Source organism: Venatoribacter cucullus (assembly GCF_016132445.1).
GTDB lineage: Bacteria > Pseudomonadota > Gammaproteobacteria > Pseudomonadales > Oceanobacteraceae > Venatoribacter > Venatoribacter cucullus.
Map to the genome: position 1 here is coordinate 539,955 of NZ_CP046056.1, position 16,230 is coordinate 556,184.

The following is a 16,230-nucleotide window of genomic DNA, read 5'->3' on the forward strand; positions in this document are numbered from 1 at the left end:
TGATTATTACCGATTCAGGGGTTCAGGTGAACCGCTGTGCAAGCATAGTTTATGCCGGCGCGAATGGACAATTTTGGTCGTGGTTGAATTCACGCCACCCACCCCGCTGTGGTAATCTTCGCGGCTTTTAAGGCGCCGGAGGCACAAGCAACCATGAAAGCGACAGTAAAATGGGTCGATAACGCCATGTTTCTCGGCGAGTCAGGCAGTGGCCATGCAGTGGTCATGGACGGCCCCGCCGACCATGGTGGGCGCAATATGGGCATTCGGCCGATGGAAATGCTGTTGCTGGGCCTGGGTGGCTGCACCAGTTTTGATGTGATGAGCATTCTGCGCAAGCAGCGTCTGGATGTGCAGGATTGTGTGGCCGAAATTGAAGCCGAGCGCGCCGATGCGGTGCCCAGTGTGTTTACCAAAATCCATGTACATTTCCGGGTGACCGGGCGCAACCTGAAAGAAGCTGCCGTGGAGCGGGCGGTGAAGTTGTCCGCCGAAAAATACTGTTCGGCATCCATTATGCTGGAGCAGGGCGGGGTGGAAATTACCCACAGCTTCACAGTAACCGAATTTGAATAAGCCGGAGCAGGCGCTCCGTTAAGGTGAGGATAGGCTATTGAATAACAAGTTGCGGCTGCATGGCTTTAACAATCTGACTAAAACCCTGAGCTTCAATATTTACGACATCTGTTACACCAATACAGATAAAGAGCGGCAGGAATACATTGAGTACATCGACGAGCTGTATAACGCTGATCGTCTGACCAAAATTCTGACCGATGTAGTGGATATTATTGGCGCCAACATTCTGAATGTGGCCCGCCAGGACTATGATCCGCAGGGCGCCAGCGTCACCATTCTGGTGGCCGAGCACGAAGTGCCGCCCAGTGAAGATCTGATGCAGGAAAAACCCGGTCCGCTGCGCGATACCGTGGTGGCGCATCTGGATAAAAGCCACGTTACCGTACACACCTATCCGGAAAGCCATCCGCACGGTGGCATTTCCACCTTCCGCGCCGACATCGATGTGTCCACCTGCGGTCTGATTTCACCGCTGAAAGCACTGAACTACCTGATTCACAGCTTTGATTCTGACATCGTCACGGTGGATTACCGGGTGCGCGGCTTTACCCGCGATGTCGATGGTGTGAAGCATTACATCGACCACAAGATCAATTCCATTCAGAACTACCTGAGTGACGATACCCGTAACGCCTATCAGATGATTGACGTGAACGTGTATCAGGAAAATACCTTCCACACCAAAATGCTGCTGAAGGATTTTGAGCTGGATAACTACCTGTTCGGTGAAGGCGTAAAAACCATGGACGCTGCTGAGCGCGCCGCTGTGGAAGCCAAGCTGCGCAAAGAAATGCTGGAAATCTTCTACTCCCGCAATATGCCGTAAGGACTGTTCTGTGCCGGTTTTGATCCGTGGATTAATGCTGGCGCAGGCGCTGGCGCTGAGTGCGGCGCCGTTAATGGTGTTCGCCGGTGGCATCATCGGCGCGCAACTCCATCCCGATCCCCGTTTTGCCACTCTGCCGGTCGCCGCTATGGTGTCGGGTACCGCGCTGGCGGCGTTACCCGCTGCGCGTCTGGCGGCCCGGCTGGGCCGCAAAACCTTATTTTTACTGGGTATGTTGCTGGGCGCTGTCAGTGCGCTGGGTGCGGCGCTGGCTTTCAATGCCGGGCAGTTCTGGCTGTTTGTGGCCAGTGCGTTGCTGTTTGGGGCGGTGGCGGCGGTGGTGCAGCAGTTCCGCTTTGCCGCCATGGCGGCGGTGCCGGCGGCACAGGCACCGGTAGTCGCCTCGCAGTTATTGCTGGCGGGGCTGGTGTCGGCCTTTCTGGGGCCGGAGCTGACGCGGTTGGCGCAGTGGTTTCCGCAGCTGGGCTTTACCGCCAGTTTTATCGGGTTGTCCGGCTTGTTTGTGCTGGCCGGGCTGGTGCTGTGGCTGACCATGCCCGCTACGCCTGCGGTGGATACGCAACGGCTGGCCAGTGGCCGCTCGTGGCCGGAATTACTACAGCAGCGCGGCCTGCTGCTGGCGATGGCCGCCGGCGCCTGTGGTTACGGCGTAATGGCGTACATTATGACGGCCACCCCGTTAAGCATGACGCAGGGTATGGGCTTCAGTCTGGATGAGGCGCGCTGGGTGATTCAGTCACACATCGTTGCCATGTTTCTGCCGTCGTTAATCAGCGGTCGTCTGATCCGGCGTTTCGGTGGCTGGTGGATGATTGCGCTGGGGCTGGTGCTGATGCTGGTGTGTGTGCTGGTGGCCTGGTGGGATCAGACCTTTGTGCATTACTGGGCCGGGCTGGTGCTGCTGGGGCTGGCCTGGAATCTGTTATTTGTCGCCGGCACGGCGATGCTGGGGCAGTTTCACCAGCCGGAAGAAGCCAGCCGGGTACAGGGCGTGAATGATTTTCTGGTGTTTGGGGCACAGGCTTTTGCCGCCCTGGCGTCCGGTGCCGTGGTGTTGCTGTTTGGCTGGCATGGCCTGCTGCTGAGTGCTTTGCCGCTGCTGCTGTTGCTGGCGGTCATGCTGGTGCGGACGCCGCGTTCAGAAGTGGCTGCTGAGGTTAACGCGTAAGTACCAGCGTTCTTCCAGCTGCAGATAGCGCTGATCCTGTTCCCAGCGCACCGCCGGTGACGGGTTCAGGCTCAGGTTCAGGCCGGCTTGCCAGTGCTGCCAGTGCCGGCGCGTGTACAGATCCAGCTGCTGCAGCGATGAGCGTGTCTGCAGCTGAAGATTGCCCTGGGTGTCGCGCAGAAATTGTTCCGTATCGCCCTGCAAACGCCATAACAACCCATGTTGCCACTCCTTTTGCTGCCAGCTGGCCCCCAGCCGCAGTAAATATTCCGGCTGCCCGGGCAGGCGTTCGCGGCCGGGTAAGTCTTCATCGGTGCGGATTTCGGAATGGTAAAACGCTGCCCCGAATTCCAGCTTCAACCCGGCGCGTGGCAGATGCAGGCCACTTTCCAGCTCCGCCCCATAGACCCGCGCGCTGTCTTCTGTGTTCACCGGCTGAAATACCGTTACCGGGCCGCTGCCCGTGGTTTCCCGGCTGGCCTGCAGCACAATGGCATCGCGGATCAGGCGCTGAAACAAACGGATCTGATAACCGCTGTTGCGGTCGTTGCGGCTGCTGCTGTGCAGCCGTGGGTTGTGTTCGTAACTCAGGTCAAAGCTGCTGACCACTTCGGCCTGCAGGTCGTCATTACCGCGCCAGATCCGTTCATCCTGGCGGTATTCGTAGGGAATGCGGTCGGCAATTTCCGGCTGGCGGGTGCTCTGGCTGATGCTCAGGCGGATACGGTTGCGGCCACTCAGGTCATGCAGCCAGTGGAAGGACGGCAGCCAGTGGGTGTCGCTGAGCACTTCGGAGCGGCCACTGCCGGCGCGGTCATCGTGCTGCAGTTCGTAGGTATCCACCTGAAAGCCGGCTTCCAGCCGCGTATTGGCCGACAGGTGCCAGCGGTCGAGCAGAAAATAACTCAACCGGTATTCATCGTATCCGTAATCGTAAGGCAGATGGCTGCGTTCGTTATTGCTGCTGGCAATACCGCTGCCCTCGCTGTCGCTGCGGCGTTGCAGGTATTGGAGGCTGAGGCCGGTGCTCCACTGATGCTCGGAGCGGGTTTCGCGCAGCTGCCAGCCGGCGTGAAAGCGCTGATCCTGCACATTCTGTTGCTGGTTAAGGGCGGCGGGTTGCAGCAGGCGCAGGTCGCGTTGCTGGCGAAAACGTTCGTGCAGGAAAAACAACGACAGATGCCATTGTTCCCAGTTCAGCTGCATATCACCACCGAAGCGCTGGCTGCGCCGTGCCAGCATTTGCTGTTGGTCAATGGTGGTGCCGGCCGTGCTGGTCTGCAGGGCATTGAGCGGATAAAACCCCTGCCGCTGGTCTTCTTCGTCGGCGTCAATCTGCAGGGCGTAAAGCTGCACCGGGTGCCGTTCATTGAACAAACCGGCGTAGTTCAGCAGCAGGGTTTTCTGCTGTTCGCGGAAGTGCTGCCGGAAGTTGCCGCTGCTGCTGCCATCGCCACCGCTGCCACGCCATTGGCGTCGTTCCAGCCGGTGTTCGCCGGCTATCCGCAGGGCCTGGTCACCTTGTTCGTTCAGCCACTGGGTGGCGGCGCTTTCGCGGTTGCTCAGCAGTGGCCCGCCGAGGCTCAGTTGCAGGCCGCTGTGGGAATACGCATCGGCCAGAATCACGTTTATGGTGCCGCCACCGCCGCCACCGGTGTACAGGTCGGCGCGGCCGCTGCGGTCGATTTCAATGCGCTGCACCAGGCTGGCGGGAATCTGCCGGGTCAGCAGGCTGCTGTTGAGGCCGGTGCCGGTGACCGGCAGGCCATTGATCAGCAGGCTGAGGTAGCGCGTATCCACGCCGTGCAGCTGAATTTCTTCCAGCCCGTCGGCCTGCATGCCCAGCGTGACGCCGGGCAGGCGCTGTAACAGGTCATACAGGGTTTGCGGGTTGTACACCTGATAATCCGCGGCGGAGTACACCTCCTGCGGATAGGCGCGGTCGCCCTGAGTCTGGGGCATGGCGCTGGCGGCGGCAGATGCCAGCGTCAGAACCAGCGCCAGCAGCGCAGCGGTTAACGCGGGCCGGTCAGACACAGCAACTTGAATCCCTGTTGCTTCGCCATTAACTGCACCTCGCTGAACGACTCAGCGGCCCAGTCTTCATACGGCAGATGGGCGTTGGCGACCAGCCACAGCTGGCCATCGCGGGTTAAATGCGGGCCGGCGCTGGCGAACAGCTGGCGGGCAAAGGCATAGTCGGTTTCTTTGCCCTGATGAAAGGGCGGATTACTGAAAATATAATCATAGCGGCCGCTGATGCCGGCCAGCCCATCACTGGCGACCACCTCGGTTTCCAGCCCCAGCCGGGCACTGTTCAGGCGGGTGCTGTGCAGGGCAAAGGCGTCGATATCGGCCAGGGTTACCTGCAGCGCCGGTTGGCGGGCTTTCATGCTCAGGCCAATAACGCCGGAGCCACAGCCTAAATCGAGCAGCTTGCCATAAGCCGGGGCCGGCAGATGTTCCAACAGCACGGCGGTGCCGGTATCCAGTTTGCCGTGGCTGAAAACGCCGGGCAGGGTGAGGTAGGCCTGGTCACCAAAACGGAAGGATTGTGCGGTTTTCAGCCAGTTCAGCGGCGCCTGCGGCTGTAAGTGCAGCTGCCAGAGTACGCAATGGCGGGCGGAGTCGATTTTTTCTACCTGTTCACACAGGCCGGCTACGGCCTTGCCGATGCTTTTGCCGCCGGCATCGTTGGCACCCACCACCCAGCATTCGCGCGCTTCGGTAGCGGCCAGCTGCAACAGCGCCAGCGCCTGGGGTTTGGCTTTCGGCCACAGCAGAATCACCCGTTTCACGCCGTCCAGATCACGGCTTTCCGGCAGGGCAAAGCGTACCTGCGGTTCGGTTAACGGCTGGTGCTGTTGCACTGTTGGCCAGTCCCAGCTCAGCAGGCGGGCGCCGGAATTGCGCAGCAGGGCGGTCCAGCCGGCCGGTAAATCGGCTTCGGCGCCCAGAATCAGGGTGTGTTGATCGAGCAGCTGCGGGTGACGCAGCAGCATTTCATAGCGGTTGGCGCTCATTCTTCCAGGCTCAGCAGCATATCGCGGATGGTTAACGCTGCGTCGTGCAGATCGTCAGTTAGGTTGATCAGGCCGTGTTGCAATAACGCCCCCTGCAGGCGCGCCGGCTGACCGTAAACAAACAGCGGCAGGCTTTGTTCCTGAGTCAGGCGCTGCAGCTGGCCGAGCTGCATTTCGGTGGGGTTCTTGCCCAGTTGTACCAGCGCCGCCTGCCAGTGGCGGGTTTGCAGCAGTTCACCGATTTGTTGCGGCGTTAACAGGCCGCTGAACCACATGGGTTGCAGCCCCAGTTGTTGCAGCAGAGTGCCGAGCAGCAGTTGCTGAATATCGTCTTCCCAGGTGCAGTTCACCAGCAGTACCACCGGTCGCCCGCTGTCGCTGGCTTCGGCCTGTTCACTTAACCGCCAGGCCAGCCGGGCCTGCAGAAAGGCGGCGTAAAAACGCAGCCGCGCCATGCCCAGGGTCTGGGTGACGTTATCCTGCAAATGCCGGTACTGAGGTAAAAACAGAAAGCGCAGTGCTGCTTCCAGGGGAAAAAACTGGCTCACTTCCTGAAATAAAGCAGTCAGCTGCGGATTGTTGAAATCCTGTACAGCCTGATGCAGTTGTTCGCGGTAATGCTGCCATTGCGAGGGCTTGCCGCGGCTGCTGACCGGGGCGTCGGGCAGTTCTTCACCGTTGGCCAGCATGGCCTGGGCCTGCGAGATTGGGATGCCGCGATTGAGCAGGGCCACCACTTTACGGATCAGCAGAATGTCCTGCTCGGTATAGAGGCGGTGGCCTTTGGCCGTGCGTTTCGGGGTAATCAGCCCGTAACGGCGCTCCCAGGCACGCAGTGTAATGGCGTTAACACCGGTCTCGGCAGAGACAACACGGATCGGGTAATACGCCATCTGGGTATCGGAGTCTGGATGTGACATGACAGCGCTCGGGCCATTCGTTATACAAAGTTGTCCGGATTCTATAAGCAGTTATACATAAAGTAAAAAAAGCGGCAGAATCAGCAACAAATAACGCCCATCCTCTTGACCGCTGAGGGTCACGAACTTACCGTGAGCGGACTTTTACGGAGATAAGACAATGGTCACAGACCTGTACGATGAACAGGGTCCGATCAGCCTTGAGCTGCTGAAAAAAGCCGTGGATGCGTCCAACGATGGCATCGTCATTTCCGAACAGGAAGGTGACGACAATATCCTTATTTACGTTAATAAAGCCTTTGAGCGCTTAACCGGCTACAGCGCCGATGAAATTCTGTATCAGGATTGCCGCTTTCTGCAGGCCGGTGACCGTGATCAGGCCGGGCTGACCAATATCCGTGGCGCTATCAGCAAGGGCAACAGCTCGCGCGTGATTCTGCGTAATTACCGCAAAAACGGCAGTCTGTTCTGGAACGAGCTGAGCATTTCGCCTATTTATAATGAAGACGATCAGCTGACCTACTACATCGGTATTCAGAAAGACGTCACCGCGCAGGTGGAGCTGGAACAACGGGCGTTGCGCGCCGAAGCCGAACTGGCCGAGCTGAAAGCCAAACTGCAGTCCTGAGTGGCTGAACAGCAGACATAAAAAACGGGAGCCAGGCTCCCGTTTTTTATGGTCGCGTCCGACTGCTTATTTGGCAGCGGCCGCAGCTTTCACGATCAGGTCACGCGCTTCTTCGGCGTTGCCCCAACCCTGAACTTTTACCCACTTGCCTTTTTCGAGGTCTTTGTAGTTCTCGAAGAAGTGTTTGATCTGCTCGCGCAGCAGTTCCGGTACATCGTTGATGTCGTTTACATCGTTGTACAGCTGGGTCAGCTTCTGGTGCGGTACGGCCAGCAGTTTAGCGTCGCCACCGGCTTCGTCTTCCATGTGCAGCACGCCCACGGCGCGGGCACGGATAACCGAACCCGGCTGTACCGGATACGGAGTGATCACCAGTACGTCCAGCGGGTCACCGTCGTCGGCCAGCGTGTGCGGGATGTAGCCGTAGTTGGCCGGGTAGAACATCGGGGTAGCCATAAAACGGTCAACTAGCAGGCAGTCCATTTCTTTGTCGATTTCGTACTTGATCGGCGCGTGGTTGGCCGGGATTTCAATGGCCACGTAGAAATCGTGGGGCAGGTCTTTACCGGCCGGAATGGAGTTATAGCTCATCGGAGTTTCCTGAGTGAGTGGGTAATAAAATAGAATCGGCGGCGATTATAGCGGTGCGACGCGACGCTGTCAGTCTGCCATAAGTATAAAGCGGTTGTCGGCGTGCGCCGCTGCCCCTAGACTTTGCCCACTTTCAATTCTGTATGAAGCGATAATCATGCGCCGTAGTTTGCTGGCTTTTACCTTGCCGCTGTTGGCAGGTACTGTCTGTGCCCAGGATGTGCCGGATGACTTTCTGATTCAGGGAGATGATATCCCGGTGGTGCTGACCACCACCCGTCTGAAGCAGCCCCGCGCTGAGGTGCCGGCCAGTGTGACGGTTATTGAAGCGGAGCAGATCCGCAGCTGGGGTGCCCGTACCATCCCTGAGTTGCTGCGCTTTGTGCCGGGTATGGTGCTGGGACACAGCCAGAGTGAAAACTCTGACACGGTGGTGTACCACGCATCGGTACAGAACTTTATGCGCCGCATGCAGGTACAGGTGGATGGCCGCGCGGTGTACAAAGCGGCCATTGCGCAGGTGGGCTGGGATGATATTCCCATCGCCCTGGAAGATATTCAGCGCATCGAAATTACCCGTGGCCCCAGCTCGGCCACTTATGGTGCCAACGCCTTTATGGCGGTGATCAACATTATCAGCAAAGCACCGGAAGATACCCTGGGTACCCGGCTGCGTTACCGCGGTGGTAACCAGAGTGTGCAGGATGCCCTGATCAGCCATTCCGCCATGACCGGCAGCGGCAGTTACCGCCTGACCGGCGCCTACTATGCCGATGATGGTTTTGACGGCGAGTTTGCCGAAGACGGCGACGACCAGTGGAATGACGATAACCGCCAGCAGTTTATGTCGGGGGTGTATCAGACCTCGCTGACAGACCGTACCCACTGGCAGCTGCGCGCCGCGCTGAACAACAGCCATGCCGATATCGGTAACAAAGATCCGGGCTTATGGCAGAAGCGCGATACCGATTCAGTCTTTGTGCAAAGCAACCTGGAGTTTGATTTTTCGGCCAACCACCGGTCGCAGCTGCAGGTGTACTGGCAGCGCGAAGAGCGGGCGCAGCGGCAGTATGAATGTGTTGATACGATTTTGCTGGATCCGGCGTTGTTTGATCTGTACCGGTTAAATCCGCAGGGGACGCTGGCACTGATAGCCAATCCGTTTGATTCATCCGTTTTAAACACCAGTGCTGAAGCTGCTCTCTACAATCAGGTTCTTAGTAATGCCGGATTCCCGGATATGACCTTGCTTGGTATCAATCTGGACGACGAAACCTGTGGTACGGTCCCCACCAATATTGTCGATCAGCGTGTGGATATTGAATGGCAGGATACTGTGATCTGGAACGATACCCTGCGTACCGTATCCGGGATCAGCTATCGCCACGATCAGGCCGATTCAGAATCTTTATTCAAAGGCCAGCGCAGCAATAATCTGGTGCGCCTGTTCGGTAATGTGGAGTGGCGGCTGCAGCCCTGGTTGTTGCTGAACGCCGGTGCCATGTATGAGCAGGAAGATATTAACGAAGATGCTTTTTCACCGCGTCTGGCGCTGAACTGGCTGTTGTCACCGCAGCAGAGCGTGCGGGCGGTGTTTTCTCAGGCGGTGCGGTCACCGGATATGCTGGAGCAGCAGCCAGCCTGGACCTTAACGGCCTATAATCTGCGCTCACCCTCTACCGGGCTCACTGGTGCTGCATCCAACTATCTGGAGCTGACGGAAGGCACTTACTTCCTCAGCCATATTGCCGCTGACCGCGGTCTGGATCAGGAGCGTATTACCAGTATTGAGCTGGGCTATTACCACCTGCTGCCACAGTGGCGCGCCGAGCTGGATATCAAACTGTACCGTGATGAACTGCGCGATCTGACCTCCGGCTCGCTCAATTTTGAGACTCCGGACGTCACGTCCGACGACCGGATGGATATTCAGGGGGCGGAAATGCAGCTTAAGTGGCAGCCGCACCATTCTGACTGGTTGTGGCTGACCATGGCTTATACCGATGTCGAAGCCACCCGGTTGTCGGAAACCCGGATCAGCCCGGAAAAAACCCTGACCGCCAGCTGGCATCACCGCGGCGAAGGCTGGAATGCGACCTTGTCGTATCTGTGGCTGGACAGTTACGCCAACGGCGAGAATCTGTATCAGCGTTCTGAGCTCTATGTGCGCAAAGACTGGCAGGTGGGTCGCTATCAGTTCTGGACCGGCGTATTCTGGCAGCATCAGTTTGCACAGGAAGCCCTGGGGCATTACACCCAGCGCTATTCAACCCCGAACCTTTATTACCTGCAGGCAGGACTGGAGTTCTGACGCAATGAACCGCATGGATGCGCCGATACACCCCCCGCTGCGCTGGCTTATTCTGCTCTGGCTGCCATTCTGCTTATGGTCACAGCCGCTGCAGGCGCAGCTGGTCTTTGTTACTCACGAACCCTTACCACTGGTACAGGATCTGGCTAACCGTACCGCGGAACTGACCGGGCGTACCGTACAGGTACGCCTGCTGGCCGAGCAGCGGGCGCTGTCGCCACAGCAGTATCAGGCGGCTGTGCTGGTGGGGCCGCAGGCACTGGCGGGCTGGAACAACCGCAGTCTGCCGGCGGTAGCGGTGTTTGTCAGTCGCGCCGACGTGGCCGCCGCACAACCGGCGCCGGTCAGCGCCATTTATACCGAGCCGCCGTTATCCCGCCAACTGGCCCTGATCCGGTTGTTATTGGGTGAGGATGTACCAGTAGGTGTACTGTTGCAGGACCGCGCATTCTGGCCGGTCAGTGGCCTGGCCGGACTGGATCTGGCCGGTGCCGGCGTAACCCCTTATTACCTGAGTGATTACGACAGCCTGAACCATGCCCTGCTGGAATTGCTGCGCGAAAACCGGGCCTTGCTGGGGGTATACGATCCGCAGCTGTATAACGCCGCCAATATCAAAACCATTCTGATTTCCGCCTACCGGCGCAGTATTCCGTTGCTGGGGCCGGGCAGTGCGTATCTGCGCGCCGGCGCACTGGCCACCACCTACAGTGGTAATGCCGAAGTGGCACAGCGGTTGCACGAAATACTGAATGCCGGGCTGGCAGACGGCCTGTGGCCGGCCCCGGCTTACAACCCATATTTCCGGGTGGGTATTAACCCGCAGGTGGCGCGCTCGCTGAACCTGCTGGTGCCCGACAGTGACGAGCTGGAACGGCAATTACAAGGGCAGGAAAAACGCTGATACCGGGCTGGCCTGCTGGCCAGGCCCGGTTAAGGCAGGAAAAGCAAAAAGGCAGGATCAGGAGGCGTGGTAACGCACCACGGTATCCACTTCATCGGCTGAACCCATCACCACCGATACGCGCTGGTGAATGCTGGTGGGTTCCACATCCATAATGTCATCGTAAGCGGTAGAGGCTTTGCCACCGGCTTGCTCCACCAGCATGCTCATCGGGTTGCCTTCGTACATCAGACGCAGTTTGCCGGGTTTGTTCGGCTCGCGGCTGTCGTAGGGGTACATAAAAATACCGCCGCGGGTGAGGATGCGGTGAATCTCGGCCACCATCGAGGCAATCCAGCGCATATTGAAACGCTTGCCCAGCGGGCCTTCTTCGCCGCGCAGCAGGTCGCTCACGTATTTCTGCATTTCCGGCAGCCAGAAACGCTGGTTCGACATATTGATGGCGAATTCTTTGGTGGTGGCGGGAATTTTTACGCTTTCACGCTGCAGGTAGAACTCACCCACACGCGGGTCAAGGGTAAACATGTGCGTGCCATTGCCGGTGCTCAGCACCAGCAGGGTAGACGGGCCATACAGCACATAACCGGCGGCGATTTGTTCGCGGCCATGTTGCAGGTAGGTGGATTCGTGGGTCGGGTCGTCGCCGGGGTTTGACTGCAGAATGGAAAAGATGGTGCCGACGGTAACGTTCACGTCAATGTTGGACGAACCGTCCAGCGGGTCAAACAGCACCAGAAATTCACCGTCCGGGTTACAGGCCACCGGGTCGGCTTCTTCTTCGCTGGCCATGCCCTTCACCGGCTGCATGGTTTGCAGGCTGTATTTGATCAGGTCGTTGGCGATCACATCCATTTTTTTCTGGCGTTCGCCCTGAATGTTGTCCTGCTCGGCACTGCCCAGTACGCCGGCCAGTGACCCCAGCTGTACTTTGTAGGCGATGTCTTTACAGGCCACCATCAGGCCTTCAATCACCGACACCAGGGCCGGGTTATTACAGTGATGATCCAGAAAGGTGCGTAAACGCTGCATGTGGGGTCCCCGGCGTGGTTGGCATCGGATAAAAAGATGGCGCGCAGTTTACCCGAATCTGTAACGGATTTCAGTGCCGGTTGTGCGGATATTGCCGCCCAGCGGGGCGGATGCCGCAAAAGACCGATTCCTCCCTTGGGCCGCAGGGCGCTTATCAGTACACTAGCCGGCATTCTTTTCAGCCACGTTGCGGATTCAACAGAGTTTATGCGCCTGCACATTTTAGGTATTTGCGGTACGTTTATGGGCTCGCTGGCCCAGCTGGCCAAGCAGCAGGGCCACCGGGTTTCCGGCAGTGATGCCGGGGTTTATCCACCCATGAGTGACCAGCTGGAGGCCGCTGGTATCAGCCTCAGCGAAGGCTTTGACCCGGCCAATATTCCCGCTGATACCGAGCTGGTGATTATCGGCAACGCCCTGTCGCGCGGTAACCCATCGGTGGAATACGTGCTGGAACGCGGTATTCCCTATATGTCGGGGCCGCAATGGCTGGGACAGTTTGTGTTACAGGGGCGCTGGGTGCTGGCGGTGGCCGGCACCCACGGCAAAACCACCACCAGCAGCATGCTGGCCTGGATTCTGGAATACGCCGGTATGCAGCCAGGCTTCTTAATTGGCGGCGTGCCGCAGAACTTCAGCGTGTCGGCGCGCTTAGGCGGTTCACCGTTTTTTGTGATTGAAGCCGACGAATACGACACCGCCTTTTTCGATAAACGTTCCAAGTTTGTGCATTACCAGCCGCGCACACTGGTGCTGAACAATCTGGAATTTGACCACGCCGATATTTTCCCTGATCTGGCCGCCATTGAACGCCAGTTCCACCACCTGCTGCGCACCGTGCCGGCCAATGGCCAGATTATTCTGCCGGATAACGAAGCGGCGCTGGAGCGGGTGCTGACCATGGGTTGCTGGAGCCCGGTGCAGCGTTTTGGCCAGACGGCCGCGGCCGACTGGCAATGGCAGCTGGACAGTGCCGACGCTTCCGCCTTCCGCGTGCGCAGTGTGGATGGCCAGTACGATGTCCGGGTGGAATGGCAGCTGACCGGTTTGCACAACGTCAGTAACGCCGTAGCCGCGTTGGTGGCCGCCCGTCATGTCGGCGTAACACCTGAGATTGCCGCTGCCGCGTTAAGCCAATTTGCTTCGGTAAAGCGCCGCATGGAGCGGGTGGGTGAGCACGCTGGTATTCAGGTTTACGATGATTTTGCTCATCATCCGACCGCCATTGCCACCACGCTGGCAGGTGCCCGTGCCCGCCTGCTGAAAGAACAACCGCAGGGTCGTCTGCTGGCGGTGCTGGAACCGCGCTCCAACACTATGAAGCTGGGCGTACACAAAGCCGAACTGGCTGCCTCGGTGGACGCTGCCGACATCGCCTTCTGGTTTCAGCCCGACAATATTCAGTGGTCGCTGGCCGAAGTGGCGGCCGCCAGCCGCCAGCCAGGCCACAGCTTTACCGACCATGCGGCGTTAGTGTCGGCGGTACTGGCCGAAGCCCGTGCCGGTGACCGTATTGTGGTGATGTCGAACGGCAGTTTTGCCGGCATGCCGCGTAAACTGCTGGCCGCCTTACAGGAATCTGTGCATGAGTGAGCGTATTTGTGTCGCCATTACCGGCGCGTCCGGCAGCCCTTATGCGCTGCGCTTAATTGAGGTACTGCTGGCGGCGGGGCGGGCAGTGGATGTGATCGTTTCCAAAGCCGCGCAGCTGGTGGTGGCCACCGAAACGGCGCTGGCGTTGCCGGGCAATCCGCGCGCGCAGGCAGAAACCCTGCAGCGTTTGTTTCAGGTTGATGAACACCGCCTGCGGGTGTTTGGCCGGGAAGACTGGATGGCGCCCTGGGCTTCAGGTTCCGGCCAGCCGGGGCCGGTGGTGATCTGCCCCTGCAGCACCGGCACGCTGTCAGCCATTGCCTGCGGTGCCAGCAATAACCTTATTGAACGCGCCGCCGACGTGGCGCTGAAAGAACGCCGTAAGCTGATTCTGGTGCCGCGGGAAACGCCGTATTCCGAAATTCATCTGCAGAATATGCTCAGCCTTACCCGCATGGGCGCGGTGATACTGCCGGCCAGCCCGGGCTTTTATCACCAGCCGCAAAGCATGAATGATCTGGTCGATTTTGTGGTGGCCAGAATCCTGAATCAGCTGGGCGTTGAACAGCAATTAATGCCGGCCTGGGGCAAAGATGCCGCCGGCAGTGACGAATAATGAACACACTGGGGAACCTGTATGACTGAAGTACAAACGCACGACAAACCGGATTTAACCAAGTGGATTGGTCTGGGCTTTATTCTTGGCATCCTGGTCGCGGTGCTGGCGCTGGAATACTACGGTTTTATTCAGCACCCCAAGGCTGCCGATGCTGCGGTGGTGGAAGAATTCCGCCTGCTGGCGCTGAACACCAGTGAAGAAGTGAAAGTGTCGCCGAAACCGTCCGGTAAAGTGGCCTTCTGTGTGAATGGTTACTTACTGCTGCGCCCCGATAACGGCAAAGAAGTTGCCGGTGTGCTGGTGGACAGTAAAAACCGCGGCATTGCCTGTCAGGTGGATATTAACCGGCCGCTGCAAGGCAACTGATTCTTTGTCATAACCCGAATAATAATAATGAAAAAAACACCACGTTCCTTAGTCCGGGCCAGTCTCGGCGGCTTGTTGCTGCCGGCGCTGGCCATGGCGCAGCTGCCCGATACCGATGGTGACGGCATCGCCGATTACTTTGAAATGCAGCTGGGTTACGACTGGCAGAATAAAGCCTCGCGCCCGGCCGATCAGGACGGCGATGGCATTCCCGATATTTTTGATGATGATATCGATGGTGATGGCATCAGCAACCGGGATGAACAAGCGCAGGGCTACGATCCGCAGCAAGCCAGTCCGGACATTGATGGTGACGGTGTGCCCAATGCGCAGGATCTGTTCCCGCTTGATCCCAACGAATGGTCCGACCTCGATGGCGACGGTATTGGCGATAACGCTGACCCCGATGCCGACGGTGACGGCGTGCCCGATGTGCAGGAAATAGCCTTAGGGTTTAACCCGCTGAGCCGCGACTCGGTGCCGCCCGACCGTGACGGCGACGGTGTTCCCGATGCGTTCGACAGCGACCGCGATGGTGATGGCTTTGGTAACGCCATGGATATGTTCCCGGATGACCCGACGGAATGGTTTGATCTGGATGCCGATGGCGTGGGGGATAACCAGGATACGGATATCGACGGCGATGGCATCCGCAACGAACAGGAAACGGCGCTGGGGTTTGACCCTTACGACCGCTTCTCGGTGCCGCCGGATCTGGACGGTGACGGCATTCCCGATGCACTGGATGACGATATGGACGGCGATGGCGTGGCCAATGCGCAGGATGCTTTCCTGCTGGATGCCAGTGAATGGGCCGATATGGACGATGACGGCCGGGGCGATAACAGCGATGCCGATATCGACGGTGACGGCATCAGTAATGAGCATGAAACCGCGCTGGGCTTTGACCCGCGTGATCCCTTATCGAAACCCGCGGATCGGGATGGCGACGGCATTCCCGATGCGCTGGACGATGATATCGACGGCGATGGCGTACTGAATAAACAGGATGCTTTCCCTTATGACCGGCGTGAATGGGCCGATCTGGATGGCGATGGTGTGGGCGATAACAGCGACCCGGATACTGACGGTGACGGTATTGCCAATACGGATGAGCAGCAGCTGGGCTTTGACCCGCGCGACCCGTTGTCGGTACCGCCCGATCTGGATGGCGATGGTATTCCGGATGCGCTGGACGCCGATATCGACGGTGACGGCGTCGCCAATGGGCAGGATGCGTTTCCCCGTGATGCCACCGAATGGGCGGACCTGGATGGCGATGGCGTGGGTGACAACGCTGACCCGGACATCGACGGCGATGGTTTCAGCAATGCGCAGGAGCGCCGGGCAGGCAGTGACCCACGCAACCGCAACAGCTTTCCGGATGTCGAACCGCCGGTGCTGGACCTGGTGCAGTGGTCTGCCACCGAACCGGGCTGGCTGCAGGGTATGGCCTATGACGATGGCATGGGCTTGCGGGCCGTCTGGCTGCAGCACAGCAGTGGCCAGCGCTGCGACGGCGAACTGATCTACAGCGGCCATTTCCGCATTCAGTGCTCTGCGGCTCAGGGCGTGGTGGGCTGGACGTTAATGGCGGAAGATAAGGCCGGTAATACGGCGCGCCGGTCACTTAAGTAAGACACTGCGGGTTA

15 protein-coding genes are annotated in these 16,230 nt (G+C 58.8%); 10 read left to right on the forward strand and 5 right to left on the reverse strand.

The features are described 5' to 3' along the window. Positions 1–153: 153 nt before the first annotated feature. From GJQ55_RS02750 to GJQ55_RS02760, 3 genes are read left to right on the forward strand one after another with little or no spacing between them, the layout of a single operon-like run. Positions 154–576 carry an OsmC family protein gene (locus GJQ55_RS02750; protein ID WP_228345989.1) on the forward strand — a complete coding sequence of 141 codons (423 nt, stop codon included), beginning with the start codon at positions 154–156 and terminating at the stop codon, positions 574–576. A 37-nt stretch (positions 577–613) separates the two neighbouring features. Then, positions 614–1,405 carry an adenosylmethionine decarboxylase gene (gene speD / locus GJQ55_RS02755; RefSeq protein ID WP_228345990.1) on the forward strand — a complete coding sequence of 264 codons (792 nt, stop codon included), beginning with the start codon at positions 614–616 and terminating at the stop codon, positions 1,403–1,405. Between the two features lie 10 nt (positions 1,406–1,415). Further along, positions 1,416–2,594: an MFS transporter gene (locus GJQ55_RS02760; protein WP_228345991.1), complete on the forward strand. Its 1,179-nt coding sequence runs from the start codon at positions 1,416–1,418 to the stop codon at positions 2,592–2,594. On the opposite strand, the gene GJQ55_RS02765 is transcribed toward GJQ55_RS02760, so the two are convergent. Genes GJQ55_RS02765 through GJQ55_RS02775 form a run of 3 tightly spaced genes read right to left on the reverse strand, consistent with a single transcriptional unit; the run spans position 2,565 to position 6,537 of the window. Then, on the reverse strand, positions 2,565–4,631 hold the full coding sequence (locus GJQ55_RS02765) for a TonB-dependent receptor plug domain-containing protein (protein ID WP_228345992.1): 2,067 nt from the start codon (positions 4,629–4,631) through the stop codon (positions 2,565–2,567). The genes GJQ55_RS02760 and GJQ55_RS02765 overlap by 30 nt on opposite strands. After that, entirely contained in the window at positions 4,610–5,617 is a 1,008-nt protein-coding gene (locus GJQ55_RS02770; protein ID WP_228345993.1) for a class I SAM-dependent methyltransferase, read from the reverse strand. Before GJQ55_RS02770 ends, GJQ55_RS02765 begins: the two co-directional genes overlap by 22 nt. Next, on the reverse strand, positions 5,614–6,537 hold the full coding sequence (locus GJQ55_RS02775) for a MerR family transcriptional regulator (RefSeq protein WP_228345994.1): 924 nt from the start codon (positions 6,535–6,537) through the stop codon (positions 5,614–5,616). The genes GJQ55_RS02770 and GJQ55_RS02775 overlap by 4 nt, the downstream gene beginning before the upstream one ends. A gap of 160 nt (positions 6,538–6,697) precedes the next feature. Here GJQ55_RS02775 and GJQ55_RS02780 point away from each other — a divergent pair, with 160 nt between their 5' ends. Continuing rightward, on the forward strand, positions 6,698–7,165 hold the full coding sequence (locus GJQ55_RS02780; protein ID WP_228345995.1) for a PAS domain-containing protein: 468 nt from the start codon (positions 6,698–6,700) through the stop codon (positions 7,163–7,165). A gap of 66 nt (positions 7,166–7,231) precedes the next feature. Here the strand turns inward: GJQ55_RS02780 and ppa are convergent, their stop codons facing one another. Next, positions 7,232–7,756 carry an inorganic diphosphatase gene (gene ppa, locus GJQ55_RS02785; RefSeq protein ID WP_228345996.1) on the reverse strand — a complete coding sequence of 175 codons (525 nt, stop codon included), beginning with the start codon at positions 7,754–7,756 and terminating at the stop codon, positions 7,232–7,234. Positions 7,757–7,913: 157 nt separating this feature from the next. Between ppa and GJQ55_RS02790 the strand changes: the two genes are divergently transcribed. Beyond that, complete coding sequence (locus GJQ55_RS02790) at positions 7,914–10,067, forward strand: TonB-dependent receptor plug domain-containing protein (RefSeq protein WP_228345997.1); 2,154 nt, start codon at positions 7,914–7,916, stop codon at positions 10,065–10,067. Positions 10,068–10,071: 4 nt separating this feature from the next. Beyond that, positions 10,072–10,971 carry a hypothetical protein gene (locus GJQ55_RS02795; protein WP_228345998.1) on the forward strand — a complete coding sequence of 300 codons (900 nt, stop codon included), beginning with the start codon at positions 10,072–10,074 and terminating at the stop codon, positions 10,969–10,971. Positions 10,972–11,028: 57 nt separating this feature from the next. Here GJQ55_RS02795 and GJQ55_RS02800 read toward each other — a convergent pair whose 3' ends face one another. Next, complete coding sequence (locus tag GJQ55_RS02800) at positions 11,029–12,000, reverse strand: class 1 fructose-bisphosphatase (RefSeq protein WP_228345999.1); 972 nt, start codon at positions 11,998–12,000, stop codon at positions 11,029–11,031. 207 nt (positions 12,001–12,207) lie between these two features. Between GJQ55_RS02800 and mpl the strand changes: the two genes are divergently transcribed. From mpl to GJQ55_RS02820, 4 genes are read left to right on the forward strand one after another with little or no spacing between them, the layout of a single operon-like run. Continuing rightward, a complete protein-coding gene (gene mpl / locus GJQ55_RS02805; protein ID WP_228346000.1) occupies positions 12,208–13,593 on the forward strand; it encodes a UDP-N-acetylmuramate:L-alanyl-gamma-D-glutamyl-meso-diaminopimelate ligase in 1,386 nt (461 codons plus the stop codon). Further along, positions 13,586–14,209: a flavin prenyltransferase UbiX gene (locus tag GJQ55_RS02810; protein WP_275944429.1), complete on the forward strand. Its 624-nt coding sequence runs from the start codon at positions 13,586–13,588 to the stop codon at positions 14,207–14,209. The genes mpl and GJQ55_RS02810 overlap by 8 nt, the downstream gene beginning before the upstream one ends. A gap of 21 nt (positions 14,210–14,230) precedes the next feature. After that, positions 14,231–14,578 carry a PA3694 family proteiin gene (locus GJQ55_RS02815; protein WP_228346001.1) on the forward strand — a complete coding sequence of 116 codons (348 nt, stop codon included), beginning with the start codon at positions 14,231–14,233 and terminating at the stop codon, positions 14,576–14,578. A 27-nt stretch (positions 14,579–14,605) separates the two neighbouring features. Continuing rightward, a complete protein-coding gene (locus GJQ55_RS02820) occupies positions 14,606–16,216 on the forward strand; it encodes a thrombospondin type 3 repeat-containing protein (protein WP_228346002.1) in 1,611 nt (536 codons plus the stop codon). The last annotated feature ends 14 nt before the right edge of the window (positions 16,217–16,230 follow it).

What these genes read in the sequence shown, in the direction of transcription:
- ppa (WP_228345996.1), bottom strand. Translation starts at nt 7,756, where the DNA reads ATGAGCTATAACTCCATTCCGGCCGGTAAAGACCTGCCCCACGATTTC.
- GJQ55_RS02780 (WP_228345995.1), top strand. Translation starts at nt 6,698, where the DNA reads ATGGTCACAGACCTGTACGATGAACAGGGTCCGATCAGCCTTGAGCTG.
- GJQ55_RS02800 (WP_228345999.1), bottom strand. Translation starts at nt 12,000, where the DNA reads ATGCAGCGTTTACGCACCTTTCTGGATCATCACTGTAATAACCCGGCC.
- GJQ55_RS02775 (WP_228345994.1), bottom strand. Translation starts at nt 6,537, where the DNA reads ATGTCACATCCAGACTCCGATACCCAGATGGCGTATTACCCGATCCGT.
- GJQ55_RS02790 (WP_228345997.1), top strand. Translation starts at nt 7,914, where the DNA reads ATGCGCCGTAGTTTGCTGGCTTTTACCTTGCCGCTGTTGGCAGGTACT.
- mpl (WP_228346000.1), top strand. Translation starts at nt 12,208, where the DNA reads ATGCGCCTGCACATTTTAGGTATTTGCGGTACGTTTATGGGCTCGCTG.
- GJQ55_RS02770 (WP_228345993.1), bottom strand. Translation starts at nt 5,617, where the DNA reads ATGAGCGCCAACCGCTATGAAATGCTGCTGCGTCACCCGCAGCTGCTC.
- GJQ55_RS02750 (WP_228345989.1), top strand. Translation starts at nt 154, where the DNA reads ATGAAAGCGACAGTAAAATGGGTCGATAACGCCATGTTTCTCGGCGAG.
- GJQ55_RS02795 (WP_228345998.1), top strand. Translation starts at nt 10,072, where the DNA reads ATGAACCGCATGGATGCGCCGATACACCCCCCGCTGCGCTGGCTTATT.
- GJQ55_RS02815 (WP_228346001.1), top strand. Translation starts at nt 14,231, where the DNA reads ATGACTGAAGTACAAACGCACGACAAACCGGATTTAACCAAGTGGATT.
- GJQ55_RS02820 (WP_228346002.1), top strand. Translation starts at nt 14,606, where the DNA reads ATGAAAAAAACACCACGTTCCTTAGTCCGGGCCAGTCTCGGCGGCTTG.
- GJQ55_RS02810 (WP_275944429.1), top strand. Translation starts at nt 13,586, where the DNA reads ATGAGTGAGCGTATTTGTGTCGCCATTACCGGCGCGTCCGGCAGCCCT.